Annotated in this window: 13 protein-coding genes; all 13 read right to left on the bottom strand. The window is 71.3% G+C overall.

The annotated features are described in order from the left end of the window. The coding region (locus IE260_RS06010) for a sugar phosphate nucleotidyltransferase (RefSeq protein WP_268254912.1) at nucleotides 1-173 on the bottom strand (173 nt) is incomplete at its 3' end. 89 nt (nucleotides 174-262) lie between these two features. Further along, nucleotides 263-4,396, bottom strand: coding sequence for a ribonuclease E/G (locus IE260_RS06005; protein WP_189869404.1), 4,134 nt, complete (start codon nucleotides 4,394-4,396; stop codon nucleotides 263-265). A gap of 274 nt (nucleotides 4,397-4,670) precedes the next feature. Beyond that, the gene (locus tag IE260_RS06000) at nucleotides 4,671-5,489 is read right to left on the bottom strand and encodes a TIGR03936 family radical SAM-associated protein (RefSeq protein WP_189869426.1); all 819 of its coding nucleotides are present in this window, start codon (nucleotides 5,487-5,489) and stop codon (nucleotides 4,671-4,673) included. Between the two features lie 170 nt (nucleotides 5,490-5,659). Beyond that, a complete protein-coding gene (locus IE260_RS05995) occupies nucleotides 5,660-7,585 on the bottom strand; it encodes a trypsin-like serine protease (RefSeq protein WP_189869403.1) in 1,926 nt (641 codons plus the stop codon). A 176-nt stretch (nucleotides 7,586-7,761) separates the two neighbouring features. Beyond that, nucleotides 7,762-9,711 (bottom strand): TIGR03960 family B12-binding radical SAM protein, encoded by a 1,950-nt coding sequence (locus tag IE260_RS05990; RefSeq protein WP_189869402.1) that lies wholly within the window; start codon nucleotides 9,709-9,711, stop codon nucleotides 7,762-7,764. Nucleotides 9,712-9,784: 73 nt separating this feature from the next. Continuing rightward, nucleotides 9,785-11,281: a CYTH and CHAD domain-containing protein gene (locus tag IE260_RS05985; RefSeq protein ID WP_189869401.1), complete on the bottom strand. Its 1,497-nt coding sequence runs from the start codon at nucleotides 11,279-11,281 to the stop codon at nucleotides 9,785-9,787. A gap of 563 nt (nucleotides 11,282-11,844) precedes the next feature. Beyond that, nucleotides 11,845-13,044: a rod shape-determining protein RodA gene (gene rodA / locus IE260_RS05980; protein WP_189869400.1), complete on the bottom strand. Its 1,200-nt coding sequence runs from the start codon at nucleotides 13,042-13,044 to the stop codon at nucleotides 11,845-11,847. Next, complete coding sequence (gene mrdA / locus IE260_RS05975; protein ID WP_189869399.1) at nucleotides 13,041-15,296, bottom strand: penicillin-binding protein 2; 2,256 nt, start codon at nucleotides 15,294-15,296, stop codon at nucleotides 13,041-13,043. The genes rodA and mrdA overlap by 4 nt, the downstream gene beginning before the upstream one ends. A gap of 98 nt (nucleotides 15,297-15,394) precedes the next feature. After that, entirely contained in the window at nucleotides 15,395-16,066 is a 672-nt protein-coding gene (mreD, locus tag IE260_RS05970) for a rod shape-determining protein MreD (RefSeq protein WP_189869398.1), read from the bottom strand. A 14-nt stretch (nucleotides 16,067-16,080) separates the two neighbouring features. Next, complete coding sequence (mreC, locus tag IE260_RS05965; protein WP_189869397.1) at nucleotides 16,081-17,037, bottom strand: rod shape-determining protein MreC; 957 nt, start codon at nucleotides 17,035-17,037, stop codon at nucleotides 16,081-16,083. Between the two features lie 211 nt (nucleotides 17,038-17,248). Beyond that, the gene (locus IE260_RS05960; RefSeq protein ID WP_028422119.1) at nucleotides 17,249-18,268 is read right to left on the bottom strand and encodes a rod shape-determining protein; all 1,020 of its coding nucleotides are present in this window, start codon (nucleotides 18,266-18,268) and stop codon (nucleotides 17,249-17,251) included. 311 nt (nucleotides 18,269-18,579) lie between these two features. Next, complete coding sequence (ndk, locus tag IE260_RS05955) at nucleotides 18,580-18,993, bottom strand: nucleoside-diphosphate kinase (RefSeq protein ID WP_188179371.1); 414 nt, start codon at nucleotides 18,991-18,993, stop codon at nucleotides 18,580-18,582. 70 nt (nucleotides 18,994-19,063) lie between these two features. Further along, complete coding sequence (locus tag IE260_RS05950; RefSeq protein WP_189869396.1) at nucleotides 19,064-19,420, bottom strand: DUF4233 domain-containing protein; 357 nt, start codon at nucleotides 19,418-19,420, stop codon at nucleotides 19,064-19,066. Between the last annotated feature and the right edge of the window lie 8 nt (nucleotides 19,421-19,428).

Below are 19,428 nucleotides of genomic sequence, written 5' to 3'. Positions count from 1 at the left end.
ATGATCCCGACCTCGGTCAGACCCACCTCGGCGAAGTTGCCCAGGGTCAGGTCCAGCACCGTGATGCCGTCCTCCGCTCCCTCGGGCCCCACCGGCACCAGGGCCTTCGGCAGGGTGTCGGTGTAGGGGCGCAGACGCCGTCCGGCGCCGGCCGCGAGCACGAGGCCTATCATCGCGGGCTTCTCTCCTTGCAGGGGTTGTTCCGGGGACACGTGTGGTCCTGTCCGAACCGGACAGGACCACACGTTCAGCAGCGGCTACGTCAGCCTTCGTCGGTGGCGGCGCTGACCGAGGACGGCGCCTGCTGGGCGGCCGCCGCGGTCTTCTTCGACGCCGCCTTCTTGGCCGTGGCCTTCTTCGCGGTCGTCGTCTTGGCCGCCGCCTTCTTGGCCGTGGCCTTCTTCGCGGCCGTCTTCTTGGCCGCGGTCTTCTTGGTGGCGGCCTTCTTCGCCGTGGCCTTCTTGGCCGTCTTGCGGGCCGTCTTCTTGGCCGGGGCCGGCTCCTCGGCGGCCTCCTCCACGGGCGCCTGGGGCGTCTCCTCCGCCGGGGCCGACGGGACGACCACGACGGCCGCCTCCTCGGACGCGGTGGGCGTGGTGGGCTTCCGTACCGCCCGGCGCCGCGGACGGGCCGGGGCGGCGGGCTCCGCGGCGGCGGGCGCCGGTGCCTCCTCGGCCGGCTCGCGCGGCTCGGTCTCGGCGGTCGCCGTCGGCGCGGTCTCGGCGACCGTCACCACGGCGGCCTCGGCACCCTCGGGGGAACCGGCCGGTGCGGAGACCTTCCGGGTCGCCCGACGGCGGGTGCGGCCCTTGGGGGCCGCCTCCTCCTCGGCCGGAGCCCCGGTGACGGCCGGGGCCTCGGTGACCGCCGGGGCCGGGGCGCCGGATACCGCGTCCTCGACGGCCGCGGGCTCGGCCAGCACCTCGGCGGCCGACTCCCGCAGCACCGGACGCTCGACCTCTTCCTGGGCCGTGACGTCCTGCGCGGTCGGCACCGCGGCCTGCGCCGGACGCCCGTTCCTCGCGGCCTCGTCCTTCGCCGCCTTCGGGGCACCCGCCGGGGCGGACGCCCGCCGGCTGACCCGGCGCCGGCTGCGGCCGCGCGTGGCGGCGGCCTCGGCCTCGGCGGCGCTGCTGTACAGCTCCTCGTCCGCGCCGAAGTCGGGCGCCGGAAGGGCGACCGGCTCGGCCACCTCGGCGGCCACCTCGGCCTCGGACTCGGTCTCCGCCTCCTGCTCCGCCGTCGGGACGGTCTCGACGGCGGCCACGGCCTCGTGCTCGTGCGGCTGCTCGGCGGCACCGGCACGTGCCCGCTTGCGGCGCTTGCCCCCGCCGTTCCCGGCGACGGTCGGCTGGTCGAGGTGGACGATGACACCGCGGCCGTTGCAGTGGACGCAGGTCTCCGAGAACGACTCCAGCAGCCCCTGGCCGACCCGCTTGCGGGTCATCTGGACGAGCCCCAGCGAGGTCACCTCGGCGACCTGGTGCTTCGTACGGTCCCGGCCCAGGCACTCCAGGAGGCGCCGCAGCACCAGGTCCCGGTTGGACTCCAGCACCATGTCGATGAAGTCGATGACGATGATGCCGCCGAGGTCGCGCAGCCGCAGCTGGCGCACGATCTCCTCGGCCGCCTCCAGGTTGTTCCTGGTGACCGTCTCCTCGAGGTTGCCGCCCTGACCGGTGAACTTGCCGGTGTTGACGTCGACGACGACCATCGCCTCGGTCCGGTCGATCACCAGCGAACCGCCGCTGGGCAGCCAGACCTTGCGGTCCAGCGCCTTGGCGAGCTGCTCGTCGATCCGGTAGGTGGCGAAGACGTCGACCTCGGAGGTCCACTTGGACAGCCGGTCGGCGAGGTCCGGGGCGACGTGCGAGACGTAACCGTGGATGGTCGACCAGGCATCGTCGCCGCTGACGACGACCTTGGAGAAGTCCTCGTTGAAGATGTCGCGCACGACCCGGACGGTCATGTCCGGCTCGCCGTACAGCAGCGTCGGCGCGTTGCCGTTCTTGGCCTTCTTCTGGATCTCCTCCCACTGCGCCTGGAGGCGTTCGACGTCGCGGCGCAGCTCGTCCTCGCTCGCGCCCTCGGCGGCGGTGCGCACGATGACGCCCGCGTCCTCGGGGACGATCTTCTTGAGGATGGTCTTCAGCCGGGCCCGCTCGGTGTCGGGCAGCTTGCGGCTGATGCCGGTCATCGAGCCCTCGGGCACGTAGACCAGGTAGCGGCCGGGGAGGGAGACCTGGCTGGTCAGCCGGGCGCCCTTGTGGCCGATCGGGTCCTTGGTGACCTGCACGAGGACCGACTGGCCGGACTTGAGGGCGGACTCGATGCGGCGCGGGCCGTTGGCCATGCCCAGCGCCTCGAAGTTGACCTCACCGGCGTAGAGCACGGCGTTGCGGCCCTTGCCGATGTCGATGAAGGCGGCCTCCATCGACGGCAGCACGTTCTGCACCTTGCCGAGGTAGACGTTGCCGACGTACGAGGTCGACTGCTCCTTGTTGACGTAGTGCTCGACGAGCACGCCGTCCTCCAGGACGCCGATCTGCGTTCGGTCGCCGTGCTGGCGGACGACCATGACGCGCTCGACGGCCTCGCGGCGGGCCAGGAACTCGGCCTCGGTGATGATCGGAACGCGGCGGCGCCCCTGCTCGCGGCCCTCCCGGCGGCGCTGCTTCTTGGCCTCCAGGCGGGTCGAGCCCTTGATGGACTGGACCTCGTCGGACGGCTCGGCGGCCTTGCGGGGCTCGCGGACCTTGACGACGGTGCGCTCGGGGTCGTCGGCGGAGGGCTCGGCCTCGCCGGAGGCGTCACCGGCACGGCGACGACGGCGGCGCCGGCGCCGGCTGCTGGTGGAGCCGCTCTCGCCCGTGGCCTCCTCGCCCTCCTCGGCGTCTTCCTCGGCTTGCTCGGCGGTGTCCTCGGCGTCCTGGGCGGCCTGCTCCGCGGCGGCGCGCTCGACGTCGGTGTCGGTGGTGTCCGCGGAGTCGGCGTCGGCGGACTCGCCCCGGCGGCGGCGACGGCCGCCCCGGCGACGGCGGCGGCGCGAACCGGACTCCTCGGCCTCGGCGTCCTCGCCGTGGTCCTCCTCCTCCGTCTCGTCGGCCTCGGCCTCGGGCTCCTCCTCGCCGGTGGTCTCGGCGGCGGCACGCTCTTCGGCGCCCTCGTCGGGACCGGCGCCCCGGCGACGGCGACGGCGGCGCGAGCCGGTGGGCTGCTCCTCCGGGAACTCGTCGGTCTCCTCGGGGGCCTGCGGCGGTTCGGCCTCGGCCGCCTCGGCGGCCGCTTCGGCGGCGGCCCGCTCGGGCGTCTGGAACTTGGGCTCGGCGAACACGGGCGGCTGGAACACGGCGACGGCGGGGCGCGCCGGGCGCGGCGGCGTGTCCGTCTCGTCGGACGCCGCCGCGGCGGTCTGCGCCGGCGCGGCGAAACCGCCGGCGGCCTTGCGGGTGGCTCGACGGCGGGTACGACGCGGTGCGGCGTCCTCCGGCGTCTCGGCGGCGGGGACCTCGGCGGGCACGGTGGCCTCGATGGCCTGGGCGGCCTCAGGAGCCTCAGGAGCCTCGGCTGCGGGCGCGGCCTCGGCGGCCGGGACGGACACGCGCCGCGTGGCCCGGCGCCGGGTACGCCGCGGAGCAGCGTCCTCGGCGGGCTCGGGGGCCTCGGCGGGCACCACCGTCTCCGCGGGCTCCGGAGCCGTCTCCGGCACCTCGGCAGCAGCAGACGCGGCCGGCGACGTCACCGTGCGCGTAGCACGACGACGCGCACGCCGCGGAGCGGCATCCTCGGCGGGCTCGGGAGTCTCCGCGGCCTCGGCCGGCACCACCGTCTCCGCGGGCTCCGGAGCCGTCTCCGGCACCTCGGCAGCAGCAGACGCGGCCGGCGACGTCACCGTGCGCTTGGCACGACGACGCGCACGCCGCGGAGCGGCGTCCTCGGCGGGCTCGGGAGTCTCGGCGGCGGCCGGCTCGGCCTGGGCCGGGGCCTCGGCGGCGGGGGCCACCGGGACGACGGTCTCGGCCGCTTCCGCCGCCGCCGGGGAACCGGCGGGCGCGGAGGCGCGGCGCACCGCGCGACGACGGGGGCGGGCCGCGGAGGCGGGCTCACCGCCGTCCTTCTTCTCGTCCTCGTCCTTGCGGACCTCACCGGCGAGGACCTCGGGCTCCGAGGCCACCGTGGTGACCGCGGTCTCCTCGACGGTCTCCTCGGCCACCTCGTCGGCCGCGGCCGACGCCACGGCCGGCGCGACGGTCTCCGCCGGGGTGTCGGAGGAGCCGGCCGGCGGACCCGCCGGCCGGGACGCGGCCCTGCGCCGACGACGCGGCGGCAGGGTGTCGCTGGGGGTGTTCGATGCGGAGCCCTTCACGGGCTCTGTGGATTCGTTCGGTCCGAGCATGCGGGCGTTTCTCCCGTCAGGCTCCCGGGCGCCGCACCTGGTCCGGCGTCGACCGTGTCGACATCCGGTGACGTCCGCGGCTCGCGCGGTGCGCGGTTGCCGCCGTCCGGGGCGCGGGCGCCGCTCGGGAGCTCTCTGTGTCCTGTCTCGCCGGTTCCGTACGCCTTGTCGTGCACGGCCTGGCGAAAGTCTTGTGGTCGGTGCGCTGCCCGACCCAGGTGGCTCCCGAGTTCGAGGGCGGCGCTACGACGTCCGTCCCTACGCGGGACCTTCCTTACGCCGGCGCCGTCGCGGCGGCAGTGGCGCCGGCCGTCTGGGGCTCGGTCGCTGCTGCCTCGCGGTCGGGCGCGAGCGGGTCGGTCACCGTGCCGGTCTCTTCATCGAGCAGCCCCTGCGCCAGCCTGGTCACCGCTGCGGGGACCGGCGGCGCCAGGTCGGCCACGGCGCGGAGACCGGACAGGACGTCGTCGGGTCGTACGGCAGGCGTCACGTGCCGAACAACCAGCCGCAGTATCGCACAGGGCTGGTCGGTCGGCCTATCAGCCGGCGAACGATGACTTGGTGAGCTCTGGAGACCCACGACGGCGGAGCGGGCGTCGAAGGTGCGGACGCCGTTCTTGGTCCTGCGCTGCACCTCGACGGTCTCGGCCGCCTCGAAGGCGGCGACGGCACGCTCGGCGTCCGCCGGCTCCACGCCGTCCAGCCGCAGCTCCCACACGGAAGCCGTCAGCCGGTCGGCGAGCCCGGAGGTCCGGGCCTCGACCGCCTCGACGATGTCGAGCCCGGTGGGCAGCGACTCGTCGAGGAGCAGCCTGAGCTGCTCCGGGTCGCGCACCTCGGTGAGCGCGATCTCCAGATACTCCGCCTCACTGCCCGTGCCGGTGGGTGCGGCATTGGCGTACGACACCTTCGGGTGCGGTGTGAACCCTGCCGAGTACGCCATCGGCACCTCGGCACGGCGCAGCGCACGCTCGAAAGCGCGCTGGAAGTCACGGTGGCTGGTGAACCGGAGGCGGCCGCGCTTGGTGTAACGCAGTCGGATGCGCTGTACCGCGGGTACCGGCGGCGGGCCTTCGGGCTGTCGCTTGCCCAGTGTCGTTCAGTCCTTCGTGAGTGCGGTCGTACTGCTACCAAGAGTACGTGCCTCGGCGCGCGAAGGTTCCCGCCGGGCCACCGGCCGGGCCTTCTCGGGGCGGCCGTACGGTGTCCGCCGCACCCGGCGCGGGCCTGCCTCAGGGGCCCGCGCCGGTACGGAGCGCCTGGTCAGGCGAGTTCGCTGCGTCCCCAGTTCCAGCTGCCGAACACGGTGCTGTCCCAGGTCCTCACCGGCTTGCCGAAGCCGGTCCCGGTGCTGGAGAACGTCCACAACGTGGTCCGGTTCGCACCGTCCGCCTGCGTGCCGTTGTCGTACAGCACCGCTACGTCGCCGCGGCCGTCGCCGTCGAAGTCACCGGCGGTCACCTTCGACCGGTCCCAGTCCCAGCTGATGGAACCACTGCTGTCCCAGACCTTCACCGGCTTGCCGAAACCGGTACCGGTGCTGGAGAACGTCCACAGCCCCGTACGGTTCGCACCATCGGCCTGCGTGCCGTAGTCGTACAGCACACCCACATCACCACGACCGTCACCGTCGAAGTCACCGGAGACCACCTTCGACCGGTCCCAGTCCCAACTGGTGGAACCACTGCTGTCCCAGACCTTCACCGGCGCACCGAAACCCGACCCCGTGCCGGAGAACGTCCACAACGTGGTCCGGTTCGCACCATCGGCCTGCGTGCCGTTGTCGTACAGCACACCCACATCACCACGGCCGTCACCGTCGAAGTCACCGGAGACCACCTTCGACCGGTCCCAGTCCCAGCTGATGGAACCACTGCTGTCCCAGACCTTCACCGGCTTGCCGAAACCGGTACCGGTGCTGGAGAACGTCCACAGCCCCGTACGGTTCGCACCATCGGCCTGCGTGCCGTAGTCGTACAGCACACCCACATCACCACGACCGTCACCGTCGAAGTCACCGGAGACCACCTTCGACCGGCTCCAGTCCCAACTGGTGGAACCACTGCTGTCCCAGACCTTCACCGGCGCACCGAAACCAGTACCGGTGCTGGAGAACGTCCACAACGTGGTCCGGTTCGCACCGTCCGCCTGGGTGCCGTTGTCGTACAGCACCGCTACGTCACCGCGGCCGTCACCGCCGAAGTCACCCGAAACGACCTTCGACCGGCTCCAGTCCCAACTGGTGGAACCGCTGCTGTCCCATTTCCGCGTCGGCTCGCCGAAGGCGGTGCCGGTGCTGGCGAACGTCCACCACGCGGTGCGGTTGGTGCCGTCGGCCTGCCGGCCGTTGTCGTAGAGCACGCCGACGTCGCTGCGGCCGTCGCCGTCGTAGTCGGAGAGCGGGGTCGCTACGGCGTTGGCGGCGACCCACTCGCGCAGGTCGTCGACCCGGGTGCTGATCGCCTCGCTGGGTGTTCCCTCCGCGGTGTCGACGCCGAAGCACCCCACCTGGGTGGAGCGGCTGCTGATCGCGACGAGCGTCGGCCTGCCGTCGACGGTGCGGACGGCGGGTCCGCCGGCGTCGCCCTGGCAGACGGCGGCGCCGTCCACTCCGCTGAGGGTGACGTCGCCGCCGTCGACCGCGCTGACGGAGAACGTCCCGGTGTGCAGGTCGAGCGGTGCCCACTCCTGCGCCGTGCGGCCGTGGCCGGCCACGACGAGTTCCTGGCCGGCGGCGGGCGCCGCGGTGGCGACGGCGACGGGGGTGACACCCGTCACCGGCTGGGCGAGGCGGGCCAGTACGAGGTCACGCTCGCCGTGGGGCCGGAGTTCCACGACGTCACGGGCCTGGTCGCCACCGACGGTGGCGACGGTCTTCACCCGGGGCGCGCCGGCCGGGACCGTGAGGTCGGCGACCGGGTCGACGGCGAAGCAACTGGCGGCCGTGAGAACCCACTCGGGGGAGACCAGGGCACCCGAGCAGGCCCGCTCGTGGTCTCCGAGCAGCAGCCGCGCGGTGAAGCCGTAACCGGTTCCACCGGCGGGGCTGCCGACCACCGCGTTCGCCGGCGCGGTGGTCAGGAGCAGCAACGGTGCCGTCCCGAGCAGCGCCGCCGCCCTGCCCAGGGTGCTCCGTCCGAGGCGTCTGAGACGTTCGGGATACGACGCGGTCCTGTTGCGTGCCTTCATTGCCGTCCTAGGGATGGTCCGACCGGAACTGACTGAGGTCGGGGTCCGCCGGCACACCGGCGGACCCCGACCTCAGTCATGTAAGACCGCGTTCGTGATCTCGTCCATCCTCCGAAATCACGCAAACTGACTGTACGTCACACATGCATCGTGATGTACGCCACTCCGCGGGCCGCTCAGCCCGTCGGCGCGGCCTTCTTGACCGTCAGCGGCAGCAGTTTCCTGCCGGTCGGGCCGATCTGGATCTCCGTGTCCATGGCGGGGCACACACCGCAGTCGAAGCAGGGCGTCCAGCGGCAGTCCTCGACCTCGGTCTCGTCGAGGGCGTCCTGCCAGTCCTCCCAGAGCCAGTCCTTGTCGAGGCCGGAGTCGAGGTGGTCCCACGGGAGGACCTCCTCGTAGGAGCGCTCGCGGGTGGTGTACCAGTCGACGTCGACGCCGTACGCCGCCAGGGCCTTGTCGGCGCAGCCCATCCAGCGGTCGTAGGAGAAGTGCTCGCGCCAGCCGTCGAAGCGGCCGCCGTCGTCGTAGACGGCGCGGATGACCGCGCCCACCCGCCGGTCACCGCGCGACAGCAGGCCCTCGACGATGCCGGGCTTGCCGTCGTGGTAGCGGAAGCCGATGGAACGGCCGTACTTCTTGTCGCCGCGGATCTTGTCGCGCAGCTTCTGCAGCCGGGCGTCCGTCTCCTCGGCCGACAGCTGCGGGGCCCACTGGAAGGGGGTGTGGGGCTTGGGGACGAAGCCGCCGATCGACACGGTGCAGCGGATGTCGTTGGAGCCCGAGACCTCGCGGCCCTTCTGGATCACGCGCGTCGCCATGTCGGCGATCTGCAGGACGTCGTCGTCCGTCTCGGTGGGCAGACCGCACATGAAGTACAGCTTCACCTGGCGCCAGCCGTTGCCGTACGCCGTCGCGACGGTACGGATCAGGTCCTCTTCCGAGACCATCTTGTTGATGACCTTGCGGATGCGCTCGGACCCGCCCTCGGGGGCGAAGGTCAGGCCGGAGCGGCGGCCGTTGCGCGTCAGCTCGTTGGCCAGGTCGATGTTGAAGGCGTCGACGCGGGTGGAGGGAAGCGACAGGCCGATCTTGTCGTCCTCGTAGCGGTCCGCGAGGCCCTTGGCGATGTCACCGATCTCGCTGTGGTCGGCGGACGAGAGCGACAGCAGACCGACCTCCTCGAAGCCGGTCGCCTTCAGGCCCTTCTCGACCATGTCGCCGATGCCGGTGATCGAGCGCTCCCGCACCGGACGGGTGATCATGCCCGCCTGGCAGAAACGGCAGCCGCGGGTGCAGCCGCGGAAGATCTCCACCGACATGCGCTCGTGGACGGTCTCGGCCAGCGGCACCAGGGGCTGCTTGGGGTAGGGCCACTCGTCGAGGTCCATCACCGTGTGCTTGCTGACCCGCCACGGCACGCCCGAGCGGTTCGGCACGACACGGGCGATACGGCCGTCCGGCAGGTACTCGACGTCGTAGAAACCGGGGACGTACACCCCGCCCGTCCTCGCCAGGCGCAGCAGGAGTTCCTCGCGGCCACCGGGCCGGCCCTCCGCCTTCCAGGCACGGACGATCGCGGTGATCTCCAGGACGGCCTGCTCGCCGTCGCCGATGACCGCGCAGTCGATGAAGTCGGCGATCGGCTCGGGGTTGAACGCCGCGTGCCCGCCGGCCAGGACGACCGGGTCGTCGATCCCGCGGTCCTTGGACTCCAGCGGGATGCCGGCCAGGTCCAGGGCGGCCAGCATGTTCGTGTAGCCGAGCTCGGTCGAGAACGACAGCCCGAACACGTCGAAGGCGCGCACAGGACGGTGGCTGTCCACGGTGAACTGCGGGACGCGGTGCTCCCGCATCAGCGCCTCCAGGTCCGGCCACACGCTGTAGGTGCGCTCGGCGAGGACGCCCTCCTGCTCGTTCAGTACCTCGTAGAGGATCATGACGCCCTGGTTGGGCAGACCGACCTCGTAGGCGTCCGGGTACATCAGGGCCCAGCGGACGTCGCAGGAGTCCCAGTCCTTGACCGTGGAGTTGAGCTCTCCGCCGACGTACTGGATCGGCTTCTGCACATGCGGGAGCAGAGCTTCGAGCTGCGGGAACACAGACTCGGCGGCTTCGGCAGGCATCTCACGGAACCTTCGTGTGCTGACAGGGGTGACCATCCAGACTAACCCGACGCAGGAGGTCCCCCGCACCGCCTCAGAGGACCGTCCCGCCGCGGACCGCCTCCCACGTCCCGGGCAGCGCCGCCTCGTCGTCCGCCGCGCGCCGCTCCTCGCGCCCGTAGAGCACCCCGTAGGTGAAGGTGCTCTCCCCCGCCGCGTGCGCCTGCCGGGCCAGGTCGCGCAGCGCCTCTCGGGCCATCACGCTGTCCTGGTGGTCGCCGAGCAGCCCCTGGAGCGACTTCATCGATGCCACCAGTGCGCCCGCCGCGTCCCCGAGCGCCCCGGACGCCGCCTCGGCCGCGTACCGGGTCCGCTTGGCCTGCTTGCGGGCCTCGTGCAGCGCCAGGTCGCGTTCCTGCCCCGCCGGCTGGGCGAGGGCCTGTTCGACCAGCGAGGACAGGCGGGCGAAGTCCTTCCGCACGGCAGCGCCGATCACCTTCTTCGGCCGTCCCGAGGCCGGCCCCCGCAGCGGCGGCCCGTCGATCAGGGCGTCCAGCGCGTCGAGCAGCTCCAGGTACCGAGGGCCGTCGAGTACGGCGGTCAGCCGGCGCCGGGAGCCGCCGCGCCGGGCGTGCGACCAGGTGCGCAGCCGGGTGCGGACGGGGCCGGAGAGCAGAGCGCGGGGCAGCTCGTCCACCGCCGCGGTCAGCCGCTCGGTGAGCACCTCCTGGTCGCGTCCGGCGCCCAGCTCGGCGGCGAGCCACTTCAGTTCCGCGCCGATCGGGTCGGTCACCGCCCGGTCGAGGACCTTGCCGTACGACCGGAAAGCGCTGCGCAGCCTGCGGGTGGCGACGCGCATGCGGTGCACGGAGTCCGCCACGTCGCGCCGTACGGCGGGGTCGAGCTCGACGAGAGCGTCCCGTTGTGCGCGGAGGTAGGCCAGGACGTGGTCGCCGGCGGTGACGGGCGCCGGGGTCTCCTTCGCCATCCGGCGCTTCTTCGGCGCCGTGTCTGCCAGGGCGCGGGCCAGTTTGGACGCGGCCGCGGAGCGGCGCACGCCGGCCTTGCGCAGCCGCTTGTCGACCTTGTCGAGGAAGGCGGTGTCGACGCCGTCGGCGAGCTCCACCTCGATCTCGGTCCACTGGGCGGCGCCGCCGGAGAGCCGTTCGGCGTGGACGGCGTCGACGCTGACCTCGGCGAGGAGCCCGCCGTCCGCGTCGACGAGGTGGCGGACGTCGCGGTCGGAACGCAGGCGGACGACGGGTGACAGGGCGTGGTCGCGAACGCGCGAGCGGACGAGGCCGGCGAGGGCGCGGGGGACCCTGTCGGAGAGCGGGGCGCGGATCTCGTCCCGGACGTCCGGGGCGACGGGCAGTTTCAGGTGCCAGCCGGCGTCGGAGCCGCCGGTGCGGCGGCGCAGGGTGATCGAGGACGCGGCGAGGCGTTCGTCGGCGGTGTCGTAGTAGGTGGCGTCGAGGTGGGCGACGCCCTTGTCGACGACGGCCGCGACACCGGCGACGCCGGTCAGGTCGGGCAGGCCGCTGTCGTCCGACTCGTACTTCCGCTCGACCTCGCGCTTGGTGTCCGCCATGTGGTGAATCTAGCGGCGGATGGGCGGTGGGTCACGGGGTGCGCCACTGGTCCGGCGTGGGTCACCCGGCATGGATGCGCTGGTCCGGCATTCGCCGGTTGCACGGCGTGAGTGCGGGCCGGAGGTGCGTCGCGCAACCCGGCGCCTGTGGGGTGCCGCCGCGCCCACCCGTGCCGCCCCTGGGGGTACCTCCCAGGCCGTTCAGGCACTGGGGGAGGCACGACTGCCCGCGGTAACGCGGCACGACGGCGGCGCGGCAGCCCGCGGTCGAACGGACCCGCAGTCGCGTACGGCGAGAAGGGGACGTGTCGGGGGGTGTCCGCCCGCAGCGGTTGGCGCGTCAACGCCAGTCAGATGGTCACCCACCGATTCCGCGCCGTTCCGAGGACGGACACCCCCCGGCACGGCCCCGACCCACCACCCAACCGATGGCGCCACACGCACCCCCACCGCACCCGCACAGGCCGCCGCAGGCACCCCGCCCAAGCGCCGCAGGCACCCGCAGGCACCCCCGCCCAAGCGCCACAGGCACCCGCAGGCACCCCGGCCCAAGCGCCACAGGCCTACGCCGACATGGGCCGCTGCGCCGTGATCGACTGCAGCAACCCCACCGCCATCCACACGGCGAACATCGACGACCCGCCGTACGACACGAACGGCAGCGGCAGGCCGGTCACCGGCATGATGCCCAGGGTCATGCCGATGTTCTCGAAGGTCTGGAAGGCGAACCACGCCACGATCCCGGCCGCGACGATCGTGCCGTACAGGTCGGACGTCTCCCGGGCGATCCGGCACGCGCGCCAGAGCACCACACCGAGCAGCACGATGATCAGACCGGCCCCGAGGAACCCCAGCTCCTCGCCGGCGACGGTGAAGACGAAGTCCGTCTGCTGTTCCGGCACGAACTGGCCCGTCGTCTGCGACCCGTGGAAGAGACCGGAGCCCGTCAGCCCCCCGGACCCGATCGCGATGCGCGCCTGGTTGGTGTTGTAGCCGACGCCCGCGGGATCCAGCTCGGGGTTCGCGAACGCCGCGAAGCGGTTGATCTGGTACTCGTCCAGGATCCCCAGCTGCCACACCGCGATCGCCCCGGTCGCCCCCGCGCCGAGCAGCCCGAACACCCACCGGTTGGAGGCACCGGAGGCGAGCAGTACGCCCAGCACGATGATGACCATGACCATGACCGACCCGAGGTCGGGCATGAGCATCACGATCAGCATGGGTACGACGGCCAGGCCCAGCGCCTGCAGCACGATCCGGTGGTCCGGGTACGGCCGGTCTCCCGCGTCCACCCGCGCCGCCAGCAGCATCGCCATGCCCAGGATGATCGTGATCTTCACGAACTCCGAGGGCTGCAGGGAGAATCCGCCGGGCAGCTTGATCCAGGAGTGCGCGCCGTTGATGGTCGAGCCGAGCGGCGTGAGCACCAGCAGGATCAGGAACACGGACGCGCCGTACAGCACCGGCACGGCCGTGCGCAGCGTCCGGTGGCCCAGCCAGATCGTGGCGATCATCAGGGCGATCCCGATACCGGTGTTCAACAGGTGCCGGACCAGGAAGTAGTACGGGTCGCCCTGGTTGAGCTCGGTGCGGTTCCGGGTCGCGGAGTACACCAGCAGCGCGCCCATCAGCGACAGCGCGGTCGCGGACAGCAGTATCGGCCAGTCGAGCCGCCGCGTCATCGAGTCCCGGGCGAACAGCCGGGTCCAGCCGGCTCGCTCGGGCCCGTACCCGGAGACCTGGAAACTGTTCGCCCCGGTCATGCGCGCGCCCTCCGCTTCCGCCTTCGGGTCTGCCGGTTGCCCGTGTCGGGCGGGTTCACGGTCGCCTGCTGGTCCTGCGGGTCGGCGGGTGCGTTCCCGCCCTGCTCGGTGGCGGCCTCCGAGGCCCCGTCCGTCGGCTGCAGGTCCTTCACCGGGTCCTTGGAGACCTTCGGCGAGGCGATGGTGCCGTCCGCCTTGATCTTCGGCAGGGTCTTCACCGGCTCGGGCAGCAGCGCCTTCTTCTTGTCGATCGCCCCGTCGTCCGACACGCCGTACAGCGCGTCGTAGATGTTGCGGACGGCGGGACCGGAGGCGCCGGAACCCGTACCACCCTGGGAGATCGTCATGACGATCGCGTAGTCCTTGGTGTACGTGGCGAACCACGACGTGGTCTGCTTGCCGTAGACCTCGGCGGTACCGGTCTTGGCGTGCATCGGGATCTTGTCCTGCGGCCAGCCGCCGAACCGCCAGGCGGCGGTACCGCGGGTGGCGACGCCCGCGAGGGCGTCGTCCATCTTGGCCAGCGTGGTCTTGCTTATCGGCAGCTTGCCGTGCGACCGGGGCTCGATCTCGTCGACCTGCTTGCCGTCGGGGCTGACGACCGCCTTGCCGATGGTGGGGTCGTACAGGGTGCCGCCGTTGGAGATGGCCGCGTAGATGGTGGCCATCTGGATGGGGGTGACGAGGGTGTCGCCCTGGCCGATGGAGTAGTTGATGGAGTCACCGGCGCGCATCTTGTTGCCCTCGAGGCAGTTCTCGTACGAGATCTTCTCGACGTAGGAACCGTCCTTCTTCCCCGTCTTGCACCAGGCGTCCTTGTTCGCCTCCCAGTACTCCTGCTTCCACTGCCGGTCGGGGACGCGGCCGGTGACCTCGTTCGGCAGGTCGATGCCGGTCTCCTTGCCGAGGCCGAACTGGTGGGCGGCCTTGTAGAAGTAGTCGTTGGGCTTCTTGGGGTTCATGCCGCCGTCCTTCTTCCACTCCTCGTGCGCGAGGCGGTAGTAGACGGTGTCGCAGGAGAGTTCCAGCGCGCGGCCGATGGTGATCGCGCCGTTGTCGGCCGACTCGAAGTTCTTGAAGACCTGACCGCCGACGGAGTAGGAGCTGGAGCAGTCGTAGCGGCCGTCGAAGTCGTAGCCGGCCTCCACCGCGGCGGCCGAGGAGACCACCTTGAAGATGGAGCCGGGGGCCGCCTGGCCCTGGGTGGCCCGGTTGAGCAGCGGGTAGTTGGAGTCCTTGCCGGTGAGCTTCTTGTAGTCGGCGGCGGAGATGCCGCCGACCCAGGCGTTGGGGTCGTACGTCGGGTTGGAGGCCATGGCGACGACGCGGCCGGTCTTGGCCTCCATCACCACGACCGCGCCGGCGTCGGCCTCGTAGGTCCGGCCGGTGTTGCGGTCCATCTCCTTGCGGGCGGCCTTCATCGCCTCGTTCAGCTCGTACTCGGCGACCCGCTGGACGCGGGAGTCGATGCTGGTGACGAGGTTGGAGCCGGGCTGGGCGGCGTCGGACTCGGCCTGGCCGATGACGCGGCCGAGGTTGTCGACCTCGTAGCGGGTGACGCCGGCCTTGCCGCGCAGCGCCTTGTCGTACTGGCGTTCCAGGCCGGAACGGCCGACCTGGTCCGAGCGCAGGTAGGGCGACTCCGTGTCCTGGGCCTTCTGGATCTCCTCGTCGGTGACCGGCGAGAGGTAGCCGAGGACCTGGGCGGTGTTGGCCTTGCCGGGGCTGGTGTAGCGGCGTACGGCCTGGGGCTCGGCGGTGATGCCGGGGAAGTCCTCGGCACGCTCGCGGATCTGCAGGGCCTGTTTGGGGGTGGCCTCGTCGGTGATGGGGATCGGCTGGTAGGGCGAGCCGTTCCAGCACGGCTGCGGCGTCTCGGCGTCGCACAGCCGGACCTTCTCCATGACCTCCTGGGGCTTCATGCCCAGGACGCCGGCGAGTTTGGTCAGGACGGCCTTGCCGTCGTCCTTCATCTTCAGCAGGTCGGTACGGGAGGCGGAGACGACGAGCCGGGTCTCGTTGTCGGCGAGCGCCACACCGCGCGCGTCCAGGATCGAGCCGCGTACGGCGGGCTGGACGACCTGCTGGACGTGGTTGCCGCTGGCCTCCTTGGCGTACTCGTCGCCCTGGCGGATCTGGAGGTACCAGAGCCGGCCGCCGAGGGTCCCGAGGAGGGAGAGGACGAGGATCTGGATGACGACGAGCCGGGTCTGGACGCGGGTGCTCCGACCGGTCTCGGGAATGTTGGTCACTGCGGCTGCCTCCCCCTCTCAGAGTGCGTACGCATCGACGCGGGTGTACGAGTGAGCAGTTGCCGTCACAGCGCGGTCGTACGGGCGGGACGTCGTCGTCACAGCCGCTTGACCCCCTTGATGCGTCCGGCCCGGGCGACCCGCGCCCGCGCCGCCTTCACCCGCAGTCCGCCGCGCTGGCTGCCGATGCGCAGTCCGGTGCCCGAGGAGAGCCAGCCGGAGGAGATGTCCGTGGTCCGGGCGGCGGAGTTGGCCTCGGCCAGCGGGTCGTTCTCCGCGCGGCGGGCCAGGGCCATGATGCCGGGGACCACGAAGGGGGCGAGCAGCAGGTCGTACAGGGCGGCGGTGAACAGCAGGCCGGGCAGGCCGACATGGCGGGCGGCCGTGTCGCCGACGAGGGCGCCGACGCCGGCGTACAGCAGGGTGGTGCCGATGGCGGCCGCGACCACCACGACCATGGGGCCGGTGGCGGACCTGAGCCGGCCGTTGTCCGGTTTGGCGAGCCCGGCGAGATAGCCGATGACGCAGAGCACCAGGGCGTAGCGGCCGGCGGCGTGGTCGGCGGGCGGGGCGAGGTCGGCGAGCAGTCCGGCGCCGAACCCGATGAGGGCGCCGCCGACGTGGCCGTAGACCAGGGCGAGGCCGAGGACGGTGAGCAGCAGCAGGTCGGGGACGGCACCGGGCAGGTGGAGACGGGCGAGGATGCTCACCTGGATCACCAGGGCGACGACGACCAGGGAGACGGAGAGCAGGATCCGGTTGACGCGCATGGGACTGAAAGCTCCTACTGCTCGGGCTGCTCGGGCTGCGACTCGCCGTCGGCGGGCGCCTCGGCGGACGGGGTCACGGTCACCGTCACGGTAGGCGTGGGTTTCGGCTGGGGCTTGTCCGGTAGCACCGTGTCGCGCGGATCCTTCTTCGGGGCCTGGACGACGACGCCGACGATGTCGAGCTTGGTGAAGCCGACGTAGGGCGTGACGTACAGCGTGCGGGTCAGGTCGCCGCCGGAGGGGTCGACGCGGGAGACGACGCCGACGGGCACGCCGGGCACGAACGGCTTGTCGGCCTGGGAGCCGAAGGTGACGAGGCGGTCGCCCTTCTTCACGTCGGCCTTGCCGTTGAGGAGTTCGACGCGCAGCGGGCGGTCGCCCTGGCCGGAGGCGAAGCCGAGTTCGTCACCGGCCTCCATGCGGGTGCCGACGGTGAAGTCGGGGTCGTTGGCGAGCAGCACGGTGGCGGTGTTCGGGCCGACGGTCGTCACGCGCCCCACCAGTCCGTCGCCGTTGAGGACGGTCATGTCCCGCTTGATGCCGTCGTTCGCGCCGACGTCGATGGTGATCGTCCAGGAGAAGCCCTGCGCGGCTCCTATGGCGATGACCTGGGCGCCCTTGATGCCGTACTGGCCCGCGCCGGCGAGCTTCAGCATCTTGTCGAGCTGCTTCAGGCGGCTGCGGCCGCGGTCGTCGCTGCCGAGCTTCGCCTTCAGGGCCGCGTTCTCCGTCTCCAGTTCGGCGAGCCGGTCGTGCCGGTCACCCGAGTCGCGGATCGCGGAGACCGCGTTGCCGACCGGGTCGACCGCTGCCGACACCCCGTTCTCGATCGGGCCGAAGACGGTGGCCGCGGCCTGCCGGGCACCGTCGACCGGTGAATCCTCCCCGCCGCGGATGTCCACCGTGATCAGTGCGAACGCGACGGCGATCAGCAGCACCAGGAGCAGCCGGCTCTCTTTCGTGTCCCTCACGTGCGGCGGCCGTGCCTTCCTCGTCGGAATTCGGGAAATTCGTTGCGGTGTTCAGGAATTGGGGGGATTCAGCTGTTGCAGGGCCGACGCCCCGGGCCGCCCGGGAGCGCACGTTGTGGACGGCCTCATGTCTGTATGTCTCTGTGTCTCTATATCAACGATCCGCCGCACGAGAGGAGATCGTCTCGTACGGCGGAACCGAAGTGTTACGTCATCTGCGGGGCTGCGCGTCCAGCACCTGCTGGAGCGCCTCGAACTCCTCCACGCACTTTCCGGAGCCCAGCGCCACGCTGTCCAGCGGGTCCTCGGCGATGTGGATCGGCATGCCGGTCTCCCGGCGCAGCCGCTCGTCGAGGCCGCGCAGCAGCGCGCCGCCGCCGGTCAGGACGATACCCCGGTCCATGATGTCGCCGGACAGCTCGGGCGGACACTTGTCGAGGGTCGTCTTGACGGCGTCGACGATGGCGTTGACGGGTTCCTCGATCGCCTTGCGCACTTCGGCGGCGGAGATGACGACCGTCTTGGGCAGCCCGGAGACGAGGTCCCGGCCGCGGATTTCGGTGTGCTCGTCGGTGTCGAGGTCGTACGCCGAACCGATCGTGATCTTGATCTGTTCGGCCGTGCGCTCACCCAGAAGAAGGCTGTACTCCTTCTTCACGTGCTGGATGATCGCGTTGTCCAGTTCGTCGCCCGCGACGCGGATGGACTGGGCGGTGACGATGCCGCCGAGGGAGATGACCGCGACCTCCGTGGTGCCGCCGCCGATGTCGACCACCATGTTGCCCGTGGCCTCGTGGACCGGCAGGCCGGAGCCGATGGCCGCGGCCATGGGCTCCTCGATGATGTGCACCTGGCGGGCGCCGGCCTGGGACGACGCCTCGATGACGGCGCGGCGCTCGACGCCGGTGATGCCCGAGGGCACACAGACGACGACCCGCGGACGAGCCAGGTACCTCCGCTTGTGGATCTTCAGGATGAAGTAGCGGAGCATCCGCTCGGTGATCTCGAAGTCGGCGATGACGCCGTCCTTCAGCGGACGCACGGCAACGATGTTGCCGGGCGTGCGCCCGATCATCTTCTTCGCTTCGGCACCGACCGCGAGGATGCCACCGGTGTTGGTGTTGATCGCGACGACGGACGGCTCGTTGAGTACGATTCCGCGACCCCTGACGTACACCAGCGTGTTGGCGGTCCCGAGGTCGACAGCCATGTCACGGCCGATGAACGACATTGAGTTCCCCATCAGGATTCGACTGGCCTTCCCACGAGCTTTTGAGGGCTTTTCAGGTAGGCGAGGTGGGTGCAGTGACGTGAAGGCTTCCATCGTAGACGCGCTTTCGCGAACACTGCGCGAGGGTCTTCGCCATTGTCAGCAGATGGCGCAGCGCCTCGCTTGTGGAGACGGGCCAACGGTGGCATCCGTTCCCCCGATCGGCACGCATATGCCGCGGGGCGGCCGCTTTTGTGCGGCCGCCCAGGTCGACGATGCGCCGAATGGCTGACGCGGCGTCAGAAAAAAAGTGTGTCAGTATCCCGAAGGGCTCAGACGCGGCCCGGGAAGAAGATCTTCAGCTCGCGCTCGGCGGACTCCTCGGAGTCCGAGGCGTGGATCAGGTTCTCCCGGACGATCACGCCGTAGTCCCCGCGGATGGAGCCGGGGGCGGCGGCGATCGGGTCGGTCGGACCGGCCAGGGCGCGCACGCCCTCGATGACCCGCTCGCCCTCGACGACCATCGCCACGACCGGGCCGGAGGACATGAACGCCACCAGCGGCTCGTAGAACGGCTTGCCCTTGTGCTCGCCGTAGTGCTGCTCCAGGGTGTCGGTGTCCAGGGTGCGCAGTTCCAGCGCGGTGATCTGCCAGCCGGCCTTGCGCTCGATACGGCTGATGATCTCGCCGGTCAGGCCACGACGGACGGCGTCGGGCTTGAGGAGGACGAGGGTGCGCTGGGTCACGACGGGGCTCCTTGGAATGTGAGGTTGTGCGAGGTGATGACTGAGGTTACCGGGCGTGTCGGAGCGCCCGTCACGCAGCGTCAGGTGTAGACGCGTCGGACTGGGCCGCGAACCTCGCCTTCGCCTCGTCGATCTTCCGCCCGTAGTGCACCGAGGCCCACCACAGGGCCGCGAAGACGACGCCGAGGAAGAACATCGTCGGCACGACGAACCCGGAGGCGACGAGCGCGATCTGCAGCGCCCAGCCGAAGGCGATGCCGCCGGGCCGGGTCACCCCGCCGCACAGCACCAGGCACAGGAACATCGCGATACCGCTGACCGTCCACACCGTCCCCATGGACAGGTCCGGGTCCTTCATGGCGACCAGCCCGGCGAAGCCGATGACGAAGAACTCGCCGATAAGGGTCGATGCACAGAGCGTACGCACGGGTTTCC

The sequence above is a fragment of the Streptomyces viridiviolaceus genome (genome assembly GCF_014650995.1).
GTDB classification, from domain to species: Bacteria; Actinomycetota; Actinomycetes; order Streptomycetales; family Streptomycetaceae; genus Streptomyces; species Streptomyces viridiviolaceus.
This window is presented reverse-complemented; position numbering and strand designations above follow the sequence as displayed.

What these genes read in the sequence shown, in the direction of transcription:
- IE260_RS06005 (WP_189869404.1), bottom strand. Translation starts at nt 4,396, where the DNA reads ATGCTCGGACCGAACGAATCCACAGAGCCCGTGAAGGGCTCCGCATCG.
- IE260_RS05995 (WP_189869403.1), bottom strand. Translation starts at nt 7,585, where the DNA reads ATGAAGGCACGCAACAGGACCGCGTCGTATCCCGAACGTCTCAGACGC.
- IE260_RS05990 (WP_189869402.1), bottom strand. Translation starts at nt 9,711, where the DNA reads ATGCCTGCCGAAGCCGCCGAGTCTGTGTTCCCGCAGCTCGAAGCTCTG.
- IE260_RS05985 (WP_189869401.1), bottom strand. Translation starts at nt 11,281, where the DNA reads ATGGCGGACACCAAGCGCGAGGTCGAGCGGAAGTACGAGTCGGACGAC.
- rodA (WP_189869400.1), bottom strand. Translation starts at nt 13,044, where the DNA reads ATGACCGGGGCGAACAGTTTCCAGGTCTCCGGGTACGGGCCCGAGCGA.
- mreD (WP_189869398.1), bottom strand. Translation starts at nt 16,066, where the DNA reads ATGCGCGTCAACCGGATCCTGCTCTCCGTCTCCCTGGTCGTCGTCGCC.
- IE260_RS05960 (WP_028422119.1), bottom strand. Translation starts at nt 18,268, where the DNA reads ATGTCGTTCATCGGCCGTGACATGGCTGTCGACCTCGGGACCGCCAAC.